Annotated in this window: 10 protein-coding genes and 2 tRNA genes; 3 read left to right on the top strand and 9 right to left on the bottom strand. The window is 50.5% G+C overall.

The genetic code is table 11. From position 1 onward, the window contains the following. Nucleotides 1-313 precede the first annotated feature (313 nt). The 4 genes from nusA to E0E47_RS12390 form a co-directional block, all read right to left on the bottom strand. On the bottom strand, nt 314-1576 hold the full coding sequence (nusA, locus tag E0E47_RS12405) for a transcription termination factor NusA (RefSeq protein WP_130893858.1): 1263 nt from the start codon (nt 1574-1576) through the stop codon (nt 314-316). A gap of 5 nt (nt 1577-1581) precedes the next feature. Next, nucleotides 1582-2049 (bottom strand): ribosome assembly cofactor RimP, encoded by a 468-nt coding sequence (rimP, locus tag E0E47_RS12400; RefSeq protein ID WP_130893857.1) that lies wholly within the window; start codon nt 2047-2049, stop codon nt 1582-1584. 136 nt (nt 2050-2185) lie between these two features. Next, nucleotides 2186-2578 carry a hypothetical protein gene (locus E0E47_RS12395; RefSeq protein ID WP_008628913.1) on the bottom strand — a complete coding sequence of 131 codons (393 nt, stop codon included), beginning with the start codon at nt 2576-2578 and terminating at the stop codon, nt 2186-2188. After that, nucleotides 2575-4239 (bottom strand): S41 family peptidase, encoded by a 1665-nt coding sequence (locus tag E0E47_RS12390; protein WP_008628911.1) that lies wholly within the window; start codon nt 4237-4239, stop codon nt 2575-2577. The genes E0E47_RS12395 and E0E47_RS12390 overlap by 4 nt, the downstream gene beginning before the upstream one ends. 164 nt (nt 4240-4403) lie before the next feature. On the opposite strand from E0E47_RS12390, the gene E0E47_RS12385 reads away from it, so the two are divergent. Then, nucleotides 4404-4477: transfer RNA gene (locus tag E0E47_RS12385), tRNA-Asn, on the top strand. A gap of 22 nt (nt 4478-4499) precedes the next feature. Next, a tRNA-Asn gene (locus E0E47_RS12380) sits at nt 4500-4573 on the top strand. Between the two features lie 51 nt (nt 4574-4624). Here E0E47_RS12380 and E0E47_RS12375 read toward each other — a convergent pair. The 4 genes from E0E47_RS12375 to pnp all read right to left on the bottom strand — a co-directional run bounded on the left by E0E47_RS12375 (nt 4625) and on the right by pnp (nt 10098). Further along, nucleotides 4625-5674, bottom strand: coding sequence for a 6-bladed beta-propeller (locus E0E47_RS12375; RefSeq protein WP_172604705.1), 1050 nt, complete (start codon nt 5672-5674; stop codon nt 4625-4627). 161 nt (nt 5675-5835) lie between these two features. Beyond that, entirely contained in the window at nt 5836-6264 is a 429-nt protein-coding gene (locus tag E0E47_RS12370) for an NVEALA domain-containing protein (protein ID WP_130893855.1), read from the bottom strand. 827 nt (nt 6265-7091) lie between these two features. Then, nucleotides 7092-7703 (bottom strand): hypothetical protein, encoded by a 612-nt coding sequence (locus E0E47_RS12365; RefSeq protein ID WP_130893854.1) that lies wholly within the window; start codon nt 7701-7703, stop codon nt 7092-7094. Between the two features lie 166 nt (nt 7704-7869). Then, the gene (gene pnp / locus E0E47_RS12360) at nt 7870-10098 is read right to left on the bottom strand and encodes a polyribonucleotide nucleotidyltransferase (protein WP_130893853.1); all 2229 of its coding nucleotides are present in this window, start codon (nt 10096-10098) and stop codon (nt 7870-7872) included. Between the two features lie 185 nt (nt 10099-10283). On the opposite strand from pnp, the gene E0E47_RS12355 reads away from it, so the two are divergent. Continuing rightward, entirely contained in the window at nt 10284-11438 is a 1155-nt protein-coding gene (locus E0E47_RS12355; protein WP_130893852.1) for a TlpA disulfide reductase family protein, read from the top strand. Nucleotides 11439-11458: 20 nt separating this feature from the next. Here E0E47_RS12355 and E0E47_RS12350 read toward each other — a convergent pair whose 3' ends face one another. After that, a complete protein-coding gene (locus E0E47_RS12350) occupies nt 11459-15445 on the bottom strand; it encodes a two-component regulator propeller domain-containing protein (protein ID WP_232038432.1) in 3987 nt (1328 codons plus the stop codon). Between the last annotated feature and the right edge of the window lie 190 nt (nt 15446-15635).

The following is a 15635-nucleotide window of genomic DNA, read 5'->3' as shown; positions in this document are numbered from 1 at the left end:
ACGACTTTCGGCCCCTTTCCTAGTCTGGCCTCGGTCGCTGTCTTGATCTCCACCGGCTTCTCTTCGGGAAGCGCGATGGTCGCTTTCTTTTCTTTGTGTTGCCGCTTACGGCTGACGGCAGCGGCATCGTCCCTCAACCCCTTGTCCTTCTTGAACTCGGCCACCAACATCTGGTACTGTTCGTCGGAGATTTTGGTGTTGGGATTGGCTTCCACGTCGCTGAAGCCCTTTTTCTGCAGGAACTCGACGGCAGTCTGGAGCCCTACGTTGCATTCTTTGGTTACTTTATTTAGTCTTATGCTCATACTTGTGCTTATTCTTCCTCAAATTCTTCTGCTAAGATTCTCAATACCTCGTCCACGGTCTCTTCCTCCAGATCGGCACGGGATACCAACATTTCACGCGGCGCGTTCAATACGTCTTTAGCCGTTTCCATGCCGATACCCTTCAGCGCGTCTACGATCCACTGGTCGATGTCGCCCACGAACTCGTCCAGATAGATGTCGTCGCCTTCTCCTTCGGCCCCTTCTATTTCACGGAACACGTCTATGGTATATTCCGTCAGCATGCTGGCCAATTTGATGTTCAACCCGCTCTTTCCGATAGCCAACGAGACCTGGTCGGGGTTCAGGTAGACTTCCGCCTTGCGCTCCTCTTCGTGGATGCGCACGCTGTTCACCGTGGCCGGGCTTAGCGCGCGGGTAATGAACAGCGAAATGTTCTGCGTGTAGTTGATCACGTCGATGTTCTCGCCGCGCAACTCGCGCACGATGCCGTGCACGCGGCTTCCCTTCACGCCCACGCAGGCTCCCACCGGGTCGATGCGGTCGTCATAGCTCTCCACGGCAATCTTGGCACGTTCTCCCGGCATGCGCGCAATCTTGCGCACCGTGATCAGGCCGTCGTGTATTTCCGGCACCTCGGCTTCCAGCAAGCGTTGCAGGAAGACGGGGGAGGTGCGGCTCAGGATAATCTTGGGATTGTTGTTCGTATTGTCCACGCGGGCCACCACGGCGCGCACGGCCTCGCCCTTGCGGTAAAAGTCGGAAGGTATCTGTTCCGTCTTGGGCAATATCAGCTCGTTGCCCTCGTCGTCCACGCAGAGCATCTCCTTTTTCCATATCTGGTACACCTCCGCGCTCACGATCTCGCCCACACGGTCCTTATACTTGTTATACAGGCTGTCGTGCTCCAGCTCCAGGATCTTGCTGGCCAGCGTCTGGCGCAGGGTCAGGATGGCGCGGCGGCCGAACCCCGCAAAGTCCACATTCTCGCTCACCTCTTCGCCCACTTCGTAATCCTCGTCAATCTGGCGTGCCTCCGTGAGGGAAATCTCCCGGTTGCCGTCCTTTACCTCCCCGTCGGCCACGACCGTGCGGTTGCGGTAGATTTCAAAGTCGCCCTTGTCCGGGTTCACGATCACGTCGTAGTTGTCGTCCGAGCCGAAGAGCTTGGCGATGACGCTGCGGAAACTCTCCTCCAACACGCTCACCAACGTGGCGCGGTCGATGTTCTTCGTCTCCTTAAACTCTGCAAATGTATCAATCAAACTGATGGTTTCTGCTTTCTTTGCCATGGTTCCTATTTAAAACTTATTGAATACTTCGTGTACTTTATTTCGTCATACCGCAGTGTAACCGTCTCTTCCACCCATTTCGGGCGCTTCTCCCCCTCCAGTTTCCTCTTGACCTTCACCGTCACCTCGAAACTCTCCGGGCCGGCAGCCGTCAGCACCCCGTGGAGCTTGCGCCCGTCGGCCGTGAGCACGTCCACCTCGCTCCCCACATGGTTCACGTATTGCTGCAGGACCTTGAACGGCTGCCCTATCCCGGCGCTGCCCACTTCAAGTTCATAGTCCTCTTCCTCGCGGCTCAGGCGGCTCTCGATGAAACGGCTCAGCTCCACGCAGTCTTCTATCCATACCCCTTCGGCGTGGTCTATCTCCACCACGATGCGGTCGTCCGCGCTCACGGCCACGTCCACCAGGAAGTAATCCCGGCCCTCCAGCCATTCTTCCACTAACCCTTTTACAATGCTCTTTTCTATCATGCGATTACACTATTAAATGCAAAGTGAGGAGCCTTGTCAAGCCCCTCACTTCATCATACGACTGCAAAAGTAGGCAAAAAGCATCAATCTGCCAAGCTTTCAAACAGTTATTTTATATCATTTGAGAAAATCCGGTTCAAAAGGCTTCCATAGACACCGTTTCGTCATGGTTTCGCAACACGACACGCCCGCCTTCCGAAGGCAATTCGAACGAACTGACCGCATCTGCTTCCGGGCGTACCACCATCAATAAATTCTCTTTATCAGGCACCGCCACGACGACTTCCAATGAATCTGCGGCCACCCTTCGGCTAAACACCACGCTGTCATTGATTTGAAACAGCACGCTATCGCCCCGGAAACCTTCATCCAACGATATCCGATACTCCGTCCGTGCCTCTTCCGTTCCATGCGTCCCGTCAGGGAAACACCACATCCAGAAGAACACGACAACCGCCAACACGACTACGGCCATAGCCATGATACCGAACATGATGCCCTTGTTAGGATTCGCCCTTCTCTTTTTCATTTTTTCACCGGTTTAAGCAAACTTGCATAACGTTCCGTATCTGTCAAAATCTCTAAAGCGGTTTTCAAGTCCTTATCCGCTTTCAACTGTTGTTGGACCACCCCGCGCCTGAAATAATAACGGGCTACGATATCACTTTCCAACACCGACTTGATTTCTTCCTTGTTTTTCGGGACTTCCAAGTCGGCAGACACACCGCCCTTCATCTTTGCAGCCAACGCCTCGAATTCCGGCTTGGCTCCCTCATAGCATCCCTCGAAGCGAGCTGTCCGCTCCAACAATTTCATCATTTCCTCTGTACGACGCTTATAAGTAAAATCACTCCCTTCCACCATCTTCACAAAATCAGCGTAATCCGCATCCGTCAAGGAAAACTCCCCGGCCGGCGCAATGGCAGCATGCGTCTGCACATAATGGTTGACGTAGTCCAACAACACATCGGAAGTGGCTATGTCATAAACGATGGACGGAAGACTGTCCGGTGTAATCACCACGTCCGGCTTAATGCCGCCACCGTCGCGAACCTCGCGGCCACCGGCCGTCTTGAACGCTTTCGTCAGACTGTCCGGCAAAGTCTTCGCAGAGCCGTCCGGATTCAAATGACGGTAGTCATACGCCTGAATACAGCGTCCGCTGGGAATATAATAGCGGCTCGTCGTCACCTTCAGACTTCCGTGATAAGGCACCTCACGAATCATCTGCACCAACCCCTTACCGTAAGTACGCTCACCGACTATCACGGCACGGTCCCAATCCTGCCATGCTCCGGAAACGATTTCGGCCGAGGATGCCGTAGAACCGTCTACCAACACAGCCACCGGAATATCCACGTCCAAGGGTTCTTTCTTCGTGTAGTGTTCCGAATTGACCGAAGCCAACTTGCCTTTCGTGTACACGACCTTCTGTCCACGGGGCACAAACAAGTTCGTCACCTCTACGGCCTCGCTCAACGGTCCGCCCGGATTGCCACGCATGTCTATCACCAACGCCTTGGCACCCTGCTCCTTCAAATCGACCACGGCCCGGCGGACATCGCGCGAACAACCGTCAACAAAACGTTCGAAATAAATATAACCGATACCGTCTGCCACCATTCCATAATAAGGCACGGGGGGCATCGCGATATTCCGGCGCGTAATCTTGAACGACAAAGGATGTTCCACTCCGGCACGCTTCACCGTCAGTTCAAAAGTCGTACCTGCATCGCCCCGTAAGTTTTCGCTTACTTCCTGCGTGCTCTTTCCTTTCATATCCTTTCCGTCGATGGACAGAATCAAGTCCCCTCCTTTCACTCCGGCTTCTATGGCCGGGCTGTCTTCCTGGGGTTCTATGACCATCACCCGGTCTTCTTTCTTATAGAATCGGATTACAGCCCCTATTCCGGCATATTTCCCGGTAGTCATCTCTTTCAGTTCATCCATTCCTTCTTCCGGATAATACACCGTGAAAGGATCCACCTGCCGCAACATGGCATCTATCCCCCATTCTATCACCGTATCGGCCGACAGGGAATCGACGTAGAACATATCCAGTTGCTTATAAATGTCATTAAAGATTTCCAGATTCTTTGAAATCTCGAAGTTATGGTTACTGTCCTTTTGGGCGGACACGGGAACGGCCGACATGCAGCAAAGCCCCACAGCTAAGAATATCTTTTTCATACCGCAAATTTAATCATTTCAACCATACGGTAGCAAAATATGGAGACAAGTATTCCTCCGGCTTATGATTTTTTCATTTTAAAGTCATTTTTTTCACCAATAAATTGCACAATTCAAAAAATACCACTACTTTTGCATCGCAATTAAGGGGAATGCCCCAGACTGCTTCAGTAGCTCAGTTGGTTAGAGCACCTGACTGTTAATCAGGGGGTCGTTGGTTCAAGCCCATCCTGAAGCGCCCAAGCCCCGTAATTGCACTTGCTTCAGTAGCTCAGTTGGTTAGAGCACCTGACTGTTAATCAGGGGGTCGTTGGTTCAAGCCCATCCTGAAGCGCAAAAAAAAGGAGACTTTACAGTCTCCTTTTTTTTATTTTTATAAATGAAATCAACGCTTTAGCTTATAAAAGAACAGACAAGGATTATCCTCTTCTGCCATGGTAGACACAGCCCGCTCCATCACACGCAAATGCCTGTCTTGTATGCTGTCCGCAAAACGCCAAGACTTCAAATCGAACGCATTCTCATAGCCAATCAAGTAATCGTCGTTGTCTGTTGACAATATGTTCACCAAAGGAAGACAATCTACATTCTCCTTATCCACTCCATATCCATACCGTTTCACACGGCCTGCAACCTTGTCCGCCACGGCATAATAAAGATTGGAAAAACCCAACAAATAATGCCCACTTGTCTCGAATATATCCGTAAAGCCCACGAAAACACCGCGTGACAATTCTTCCGCATAACGGTTGATACCATAATCTTCAATCTCAACCAACTGCTCTTCGGCCAGAACCGGTTGGCGAGTCAACACTTCCATCCGAGGCTGCAAGGACATGTCTTCGGTTGAGTAAACATATATCCGGTTGTCGAACGGCAACACGCATGCTATCTCATTGCCGGACAACGCGAAAGGATGCCTCCCTGTGTATTCCTGCGTGTTGTCCGTCTGCCCGGGAAACCTGTATACAGGCTCCCCTTCTTCTTTTGACATATCAAAATCAGACATCACCACGTTTTGGTCGTTATAAATGTAATTGGCACAAAAAAGGCGATGCCTGCCCAAACTCTCTGCCGTTCCCAACAAAGAAAAAGTAGCAGGCGGGAAAAAAAGCGTATCAAGCAACTTCCCATTCTGGGCATACACCAAAGCGCGGTTCCGGATACCGTCAATCACTCGTAAGGTACGTGTTGACTTGTCCCAATAAGCCGTGGACACTTTTATATATTCACCCTCTCCATTTCCGCGCTGCCCAAAATTACATATATAATGCCCACAGCGGTCGAATGCCAAGACGCTCCTTTCAGACACCACAATCAGCAACGAATCTACTGGTATGATTTTTTTTATACCCTCCACCATACACTGTGCCCCCGACTGCAGGGGCACAGCAAAGAATGCCTCCACAGCTAACCCGTCACCGTTTTTCCGCATTCCATCATCAAAGCCATCAAAAGCCTTCAAAGGAAATTGGACTGATTCACGGCACGCGAACAATAAAAGAGAAGGCAATAACACTAACAAGAATCTTTTCTTTACGAATATCATAACAACAAAGACAAAATCATAATAGTATCTATCCCTTAAGCCGTCATTCAAGCCAACTTATCATCCCCTGAATATAGCCCCTGCTTCGTACAACAATTCCCCACACTCGGCTCACATTGATAGCGAGCCCATGCAATAGAATATTTGTTCCCCTTTTTAAAGGAACCTTTTATTACGATGCCAAAAGCAGAAATCTCACCGGCCACCTCGCATTCAAAAGTCTCAAAGCCACTGTCCACACAATGAGAGGCTTCATTCCAATTTCCTCCCTTTTGATAACACTCTTCTCTGCGTGCTTTCATTGCAGCATCCTCTCCGCTCTCGTCATCAGTGGCCAAAGCCTCAACATTCTCCAACAACAAGCTATCCTCAAGTTTCCGTGAACCCTGAGAGTCATACACATGATAGGCAACACAAACCATGGAGCATCCTAAAACCGTACCTACAACCACATTGAATAACTTTCTCTTTTTCATACTATAAATTTATTAAAAATGAATATATTATCAAAATCAAGCTGCACATGAACAACTTCACGGTACAAATATAGAGAAAATACAAAAATCACACTTTCTACCATGTAACACTTCCTTTTTGATTTGTTACATTCCGTACTTTTCCCTATCAAAAAATGACAAAAGCCATAAAAAGACAGACACCTTACATGTCATTTTGACTACCCATACACCTCTATCCTAAAGAATTTGCAATATGTCAAACCTCCCATTCAGGAATCCCTTTTTTGTCCCCAAGGCCGGAAGCCGCTGGAAATACGCGATTCTCGCGGATTAGGGGACGGACAATTTGCCAAACACCAGAGGCTCCTGCCTTTCACGAAACACAACGAAAAGGCACAACTTCCGCTGATATGAAAAAGGTAATGTAAGCATAAAACAAGATTCACAAGACAATCTGTCATTCCTTTTTAGCACAGCAAAACACCTCAAATAGAGAAAAAACGGGCCTCGGAGGTGCATCGCCACCCCGTTTTCGGGAAAACTTCGCACCGACATGCAGAGGGTTGGCGAACAACATGCGGACAAAAAAAATGTTTTTTCAGCCAAACGAAAAATCATTTGGCTGAGACTGAATCACAAATTCACTCAACAAATGCAAAAAACAAACCGAAAACCGTCTAAAAGGTTAAAAGAACCAAACAAGAAGACTTCACAACCACTCTATTTACCTTCCTTTGCAGGATTCCGTTTTGACATTATGTCAGCCTCAGTCCGGCCTGAAAGACAAAATTAGGGGGCAGCCCCCGAAATCAGGAACCACCCCCACATCCCACGCCGAACCGGGATCAGCGGATGACCTCGCCTTGAGGTATCCGGTGTTTAGGTCGTAAATCTTCCACGTACAAGCCGGACATATGCTTTTCCGAACCGTCGAAATTAAAACGCGACTCACCGGAAGGTATAAAGAAATCCACGGTCTTCACTTTTTTGGGAAGCGGAGGGAAAACCAATACGAAACGAACAAACTTGTCCCTGCTGTCCTTTATCCAAAAACATGTATCCGTAGGATAATACTCCACTTCGCGCAACATGTAACGGTCGCCTCTCTTGTTGTCGATAATGGCCCATCCTGAATTAAAATTAAAAAACCACCAGTCCTCTGGGCAACGGTACGTAGCCGTGACATAAGTCGCGTCCTTCGCACGGTAAAGCTCATAAGCCCCCCTACCGAAAAACACCTGCCCCTCTTGCTGATTCACCGTATAAGGTGCCTTATAGATAGGGAACGTGTGCTCATTGTCCATTCTGTAATAGGGCGAAGCCTTGCGTTCCTGATACAGCGCGGCACGGTTCTCCGGACGCATATCGTAGGCTCTCCGCCGGCTTGTGGCACATGAACTCAGCCATAGCACAACCGCCAACATTCCTATAAGGCTTTGGGCACTATTCACACTCATAACATGTCCTTTTTGATGTCACTTTGCAAATATGACGTTTTTCTTATAGATAACCAAATATTTTCCCATAAATTTGAAAAGAAAAATATGAGTGTCTCCAAATCAAAAAGGCTGTCCGCAGGATAGCAGACAGCCTTTCGGTTATCATTTTCGTTGATGAAACAATTTATTCGCCTCTTTGTTCGTCATTGCGCGGGCGACGTTCGCGGCGTTCGCCTCTCTCAGGACGCTCGCGACGGGCGGGACGCTCTACGTAGCCTTCCGGCTTTTCGAGCAACACGCGACGGGACAACTTGAACTTGCCTGTCTTCTGGTCTATATCCACCAGTTTCACCTGAATGTGGTCGCCTTCTTTCAGTCCGGCTTCTTCCACCGTTTCCAGACGCTTCCAGTCGATTTCGGAAATATGGAGCAAACCGTCGCGACCCGGCATGAATTCCACGAATGCACCGTAAGGCATCACGCTGCGAATCACACCGTCATACACCTCACCGACCTCGGGCACAGCCACGATAGACTTGATTTTACCCAAAGCTGCGTCTATCACGTCCTTATTTGCACCACTCACTTGTACGACACCTACGCCGTCTGTCTCCTCAATGGTAATGACAGCAGTGGTTTCCTCTTGAATACCCTGGATAATCTTTCCGCCCGGGCCGATGACAGCACCGATGAACTCTTTCGGTATCGTAATCTGGACGATACGCGGAACGTGCGGCTTCAACTCCGGACGCGGTGCAGGCATGCACTCGGTCAGCTTGCCCAAGATGTGTTCACGCCCGGCTTTCGCCTGCATCAGGGCCTTCTCTAGAATCTCGTAACTCAAACCGTCGCACTTGATATCCATCTGGGTGGCAGTCAGACCGTCGATAGTTCCGGTCGTCTTGAAATCCATGTCGCCCAAGTGGTCTTCGTCACCCAAGATGTCGGACAGCACGGCATACTTTTCCTCACCCGGATTCTTAATCAAGCCCATGGCAATGCCGCTGACGGGCTTCTTCATCGGCACACCGGCATCCATCAGCGCCAACGTCCCGGCACAAACCGTGGCCATGGAAGAAGAACCGTTGGACTCCAGGATATCGGACACGACACGCACCGTATAAGGGAAATCTTCAGGGATTTGCCCTTTCAGGCCGCGCCAAGCCAAATGGCCGTGACCGATTTCACGACGACCCACGCCGCGTTGCGCCTTGGCCTCTCCCGTGGAGAACGGCGGGAAGTTATAATGCAACAAGAAACGCATCTTGCTTTGGTCGAGCACTTCGTCGATAATCTTCTCGTCCAACTTCGTACCGAGCGTACAGGTAGAAAGCGACTGGGTCTCGCCACGCGTAAAGATGGCCGATCCGTGGGGACCCGGCAGCGGACTTACTTCGCACCAGATGGGACGGATGTCCGTAGTGGCGCGACCGTCGAGACGCTTGCCTTCGTCCAACACGCAACGGCGCATGGCATCGCGCTCCACATCGTGGTAGTAACGGTCGATCAACGTATTTTTTTCAGCCAGTTCGTCTTCCGACAAATCGGCGTGTGCTTCAGCATACGACAGTTTGAAGTTCTCGCGGATTTCCATGAAAGCATCCTCACGGGCATGCTTGTCGCGGTTGCCTTCCTGGGCGATACGGTACGCTGCGTCATAGCAAGCCTTCTTCACTTCTTCGCGCAAGTCCTCATCGTTCACCTCATGGCAATACTCCCGCTTCACTTCCTTACCGGCTTCCTTCTCCAACTCTTTCTGGAGGCGGCACATCGGTTTGATGGCCTCATGGGCTACCTTCAAGGCGTTGAGCAAGTCCTGTTCGGTCACTTCCTTCATCTCGCCTTCCACCATCATGATGTTCTCTTCCGTGGCACCCACCATGATGTCCATGTCGGCCTGTTCCAACTGGGCAAAAGTCGGATTGACCACATACTCGCCATTGATGCGTGCCACACGCACTTCGGATATCGGGCCTTCAAACGGTATATCGGAAACTGCCAATGCGGCAGATGCGGCAAAACCGGCCAATGCATCCGGCATGTCCACGCCATCGGCAGAATACAAAATCACATTCACATAAACTTCTGCGTGATAATTGCTGGGGAACAAGGGACGCAAAGCGCGGTCCACCAGGCGGCAGGTCAGAATCTCATAGTCAGAAGCCTTACCCTCACGCTTGGTAAAACCTCCGGGGAAACGGCCGGCAGCGGCGAATTTCTCTCTGTACTCTACCTGCAAAGGCATAAAATCTGTTCCGGGAACGGCATCTTTGGCGGCACAGACAGTGGCCAAGAGCATCGTGTTGCCCATAGTGAGCATAACGGCTCCATCGGCTTGTTTGGCCAATTTCCCGGTCTCGATGCTGATGGTTCTTCCATCAGGCAATTCGACTGTTTTCTTAATTACGTTCATTTGGTTTCTTAAAATGTTTCATCAATAAATCGGGCAAATGTACGCATAAATATTGATAAATCAGACTTAAAGCCCGTAAAAAATGGCACAACATGGCTTTTTTCCGAAAAAACCGTAGTTTCATACTCCGAGAGAAGCCGAAAGACCCTATCTTTGTAAATGGTTTGTAAACACATGATGCCGAGATGAAAAAAATGACATGCGCCATGGCCGCCCTCATGATACTGGCTACGGCTTGTAAAGATAAGAAAGAACAATTTGAAATCAACGGACGGATTGCCGAAGCCGACGGCAAGACACTCTACTTCGAGGCTGTCACCTTGAACGGCATAGAAGCACTTGACTCTATCCGCCTGGACGAAAACGGCGACTTCCGTTTCCAAGGCATGCGTCCTTTCAATCCGGAATTTTACCGCCTGCGTATCGACCGGCAAATCGTCAACTTGTCCGTAGACTCTACGGAGACCATACACGTGGAAGCCACGTGGCCCGCCATGGGCACCGGCTATGAGGTGGAAGGCTCACCCGACTGCCAAACCCTAAAGGAAATCAACGGCAAACTCATCGCCTTGCAACAATCCGTCAGGGACATCATGACCGACAAGACCCTGACGTTAGGGGAACAGGAACGGCTCGTCCGTGAAAAAATAGACATCTACAAGGAGGAAATGAAAAAGAAGTACATCATGGAAGCCCCTGCTTCTGCCCCGGCTTACTTCGCCCTGTTCCAGACCGTAAACGGAAGCCTCATCTTCAACCCGGTAAGTAATCCGGACGACATCAAGTTCGTGGGAGCCGTGGCCACGGCATGGGACGCGAACTATCCAGGCACCAACCGCACGGAAAACTTGCACAACATTGCCATACAAGGCATGAAGAACACCAAACGCCCCACTCCCGTATCATTGGCAGACATCGACCCGGAAAAGATATCCGCTTCGGGCATCATCGACATAGAATTGCCGGACATACACGGTAAAAACCGCAAACTTTCCGACATCAGAAATAAGGTCGTGCTGTTGGACTTCACTGCTTACTCCCTCCCGTCTTCACAAGAACGCATCATGCAGATGAGGGGACTTTACGACCGGTACGCCGCACAGGGATTTGAGATTTACCAAGTATCCATCGACCCCGATGAACATTACTGGAAAACGGCATGCGAACACCTGCCCTGGACTTGCGTCTATGAGAGCCGAGGAGAGGCTTCGGGCTATTTAGGCTCTTACCTCGTGCGCCGCCTTCCCACCTTCTTCCTCATCGACCGCCACGGCGACCTTGTGGCGCGGGACGAGCAAATAGAAGACTTGGAAAAAGCCATCGGGAAATTATGTGAATAGGGCATCACATGACACACGCCTTAACGCTTTGTGTATTTCGAGGGTGAAACGCCATATTCTTCCTTGAAGCAGCGTCTGAAATGACCCACATCGTTAAAACCGCTGGAGTATGCGGCTTCCGTCACGTTGAGCCCTTGTTCGGTCATCAGGTATAAACTGCGTTTCAGCTTTATCTTCCGGATGAACTCATTGCCCGACAGGCCGGTCAACCCTTTCAGCTTACGGTAAAGCGTGGACACGCTCATGTTCATCTTGTCGGCCATGAAAGGGATATCCAACTTATCCTGACTGATATGCTCCGTCACCACGTCGGTAAACCGGCGGATAAACTCTTCGTCCAATTTGCTGAGACGAACCTCTCCGGCAGGCATTCCACGTTCTTCGTCTTTTGCCTTTCCCACAATCATCCGAGCCAGTTTCCTGCGCATGTCCAACAAGTTACGTACCCTGCTGTTCAGCAACGTGGCACTGAACGGTTTGGTCAGATAAGAATCGGCACCGCTATCATATCCTTCTTCCTTGTCCCGGATGGAATCTTTGGCCGTCAGCAAAATGACCGGTATATGGCTGGTACGTACATCTTCTTTCACCCTCCGGCATAGCCCTATCCCGTCCATCTCCGGCATCATGATGTCGCTGACGATGATATCCGGCACAAGACGTTGGGCTTCCCCCCATCCCTCCCTGCCATTCATGGCTGTTACCACCCGGTATCCTTCATCGAAGGAAGAGGCCACGTAATCCCGGATATCATCGTTGTCCTCCACGACCAACAGAAGCGGTCGGAGGTCAGCTTCTTCCCCTCCGTCAAGCCCATGCTCTCCGGTCACCTCTGCCTCGATTTCCGAATGGAGAGCCGACGGATAAACTTGGTCGGCCCAAAGGCGGAATACGAAAACGGAACCTTTCCCCGCTTCACTTTCCACTCCCAGCACCCCTTCGTGCAAATCGGCCAAAGACTTCACCAAAGCCAACCCGATACCTGTACCTGAGGCCTGATGCTTTCCCTCTGCCTGGTAATAGCGGTCGAAAACATGAGGCAAGGCCTGAGGTGCAATCCCATATCCGGTATCGGACACGGAAATCTCGGCATACGGCCTTCCCTCTTCCTCTCCACGGCACAAACGCAAACATATATGCCCCTCCGGCGTATATTTCATCGCATTGCTCAATAAATTGTTCAGGATGGTTGTCACGACTTCCGCATCGAAATACATCCGGAACTCTTCTTCCGGAACTTCTATACGGAAATCCACTTTCGGGTTCCGGTTCAGTTCCTTGTAGCGCAAGCCTATCTCGGTCACCAAACGTCCCAATCTGCCTTTGGCCACCCGAAGCTGCCGGTTTTGCGTTTCCACCTTACGAAAATCCAACAAGCGGTTAATCAGGTCGAGCAACTGCAAAGCACTCTTATGCACCAAACCGACTTTCTTGCGGTAAACGTCCGACAAATTCCCGTCTCCGGCCAAGTCTTCCAACGGGCCGAGTATCAAAGTGAGCGGCGTACGCAGCTCATGCGTGATGTTCGTGTAGAAACGAAGCCGCTCGTTGTTCAGTTCCTGTTCGTCTCGCATCCTTTTTTCTTCTGCCTCCATGGCGGCTTTGGCGGCTAATTTGCGTTTATAGGCACGCATCCAAAGCCACAAAGCCGACAAGGCCAGTAATCCGTAAAAAGTCCAGGCATACCAAGTCAGCCATAACGGAGGATGGATGCGGACAGACATCGTAGCCACATTCTTTTCGTCCCACTCCCCATTCCTCAGCCTGGCCTTCACTCGGAAGGTATAAGTCCCGAAAGGCATGTCACGGAGCGTAATCTGGTTTTCCTCTCCGATATTGACCCATTCCCGTTCCAATCCTTCTATCTTGTAGGCATATTCCACCTGCCCGTTCTGTGCATAATCGGGCACGGAGAAACTTATACGGAAAGCATTGCGATGATAAGGCAATTCAATCTCCCCGTTTTCTCCCGGTAAAATCAATTTTCCGCCTCTCCCTGTACGGCTGTCCATTTCCCGGCACTCGATGATTTGTACACTGCCTGCACGGCGGGACATCGTATCCAATCCCAAAGGATTGAAACAGCAGATACCCTTCATCGAACCGAAATAAAGCGTACCATCCGCCCCCCGGCAAGCTGACCGTTCAACGAGATTTCCCATCGGGACCCCATCACGGTAATCATAATTCTCAAACCGCTGTTTCCGTTCATCCCAATGAGAGATGCCATTGTTGGTGGAAACCCATATCCTTCCATGCGAGTCTTCTTGAACGGAACGTATGAAAACGTCCTCCAAACCATGCTCATGACCATAAAAAAGAAATGAATCAGGACGGCGAGTGTCCCTGACATACCCCAACCCGGCACGCGTGGCAATCCAAACCCCGCCTCGGGAATCCTCGAACAGTGCATTTACGGAACCGTCCGGAAATCCCGTATCGGTGTTCAGCTCAGCCGCTACACGCCGGTTACGGTCGAACACTTTAACTCCCCAACCATAAGTCCCGACCCAAAGCTTGCCTTGCCGGTCGCGAAGGATACCATACACGCTTTTTTCCTCCAACTGGCGATTCAGCTCCGTCTCCTTATGTATCTTCCCACCACTATAAGTATACAATCCCAATACGGTCCCCATCCAAAACTTTCCGTCCTCCCTAAAAAAGGTAAACACGCTCAAGTCCCGCACATCCAAAGGCATACGCTCAATCCTTCCCGTCCGGACTTCCATCTTCAGGAGGTCGTTACCAGAAACACCTATCAGCAAAGCCCCCATGCCGTCACCGACGATGGCACTCACCCATCCATAGAACCGTGACAAATAAGGCGACAAATCAAAACGTTCCAACAACCTGCCGCCGCGATACAAGAACAATTCATTTTCCCCGCCTACCCACAACCGGCCCTCTTCGTCCTTATACATCCCATACGCAGGCTTACTGCCCAAAGTCCGGAACAACGGACGATTGTGGCTGACAAAATCCAAGCCGCTGTTATAATTTCCAATCCAGATATTGCCAAATGAATCCTGTAGGATTTTGCGGATATTGCCGGACGAAAGTCCTTTCCCGTCCCCTTCCGGCAACAAGTTCTCAAAAACCACTTCTTCAGGATGCTTGAAAGCCATCTGATGCAAATCCAAGATACTCACACCGCCCATATCGCAAGCGATCCAAAGTTTACCGTCCGCCATCTCACAAATGTCGTAAACACAATCCGACACCAAAGAAGAAGGATTACCCCGGCCATGCCGGAATACCGTAAAATTGTCGGCAAAGGGATTCCACAGGGCCAATCCCCGTCCGGTCCCTACCCAGATATGCCCCATGCGGTCTTTGCAGATAGCATATACCCTGTCCTCCGGCAAACTCTGCGGTGAAGCCGGATCGTGGAAGAACCGGCGTACGGTCTTACTCTTCAAATCCACCATGCTCAGCCCGCCGCGATTGTGACCGACATACAATATTCCGGCATCCTCGAAAGCACACAAATTAGAATGATAATCCAAATGGACGCCCATCTCGGACAAGGTGGAAAACTTTTGTGTACGGGTGTCAAAATGAATGGGATCCGCATGATGGGGTGTAATCCAAATCCCTCCGTCGCCGGCCTTTGCCAAATGCACCACATTCTCTAACTTTAAACCGTTACGGTTTTCGTAGGTACGGAAACATCCGGTTTGGCCGTCCCAAGCACAAAGTCCGCTGAACTTACCGCCAATCCACAACACATCTTCTGCCTCATCATAAAGGAGCGTGTTCAAGGCATCGGACGTAAGTCCCGAATCATGCGCTTTGTAGACCATGAAACTGTTTCCGTCGAAACGGTTCAGACCGACATCCGTAGCGACCCAGATGCAACCACGCTTGTCTTGTGCCATGCCAAGCACAAAATTATTTGAGAGACCGTTTTCCACTCCCAAGTGCTGCATCTCGTATGGCCGGGCTGTCATAAGCGTCACATGGCATTCCCAAAGAAAAAGCATAAAAAAACAAACGTACCGTCTCATGGCCTTAGAATTTTACGATCCAGTTTTCCGCAAAGATATGATAAATTAAACGGTTCCACCATCCCATCGTATGCTTTTTGCAACAATAGCCCTCTTTTTGACCGATTTCACACTATCTGCATATCCCCATGGAGAGTTTGACGGAATTCCCCTTCTTTCAGAATGATTCCGCACGCTTGCCGAGGAAGCA

Source organism: Paraprevotella xylaniphila YIT 11841 (assembly GCF_900683745.1).
Taxonomy (GTDB): domain Bacteria; phylum Bacteroidota; class Bacteroidia; order Bacteroidales; family Bacteroidaceae; genus Paraprevotella; species Paraprevotella xylaniphila.
The sequence above is the reverse complement of the archived record's forward strand: the minus strand, read 5'-3'. Positions and strand labels throughout refer to the sequence as shown.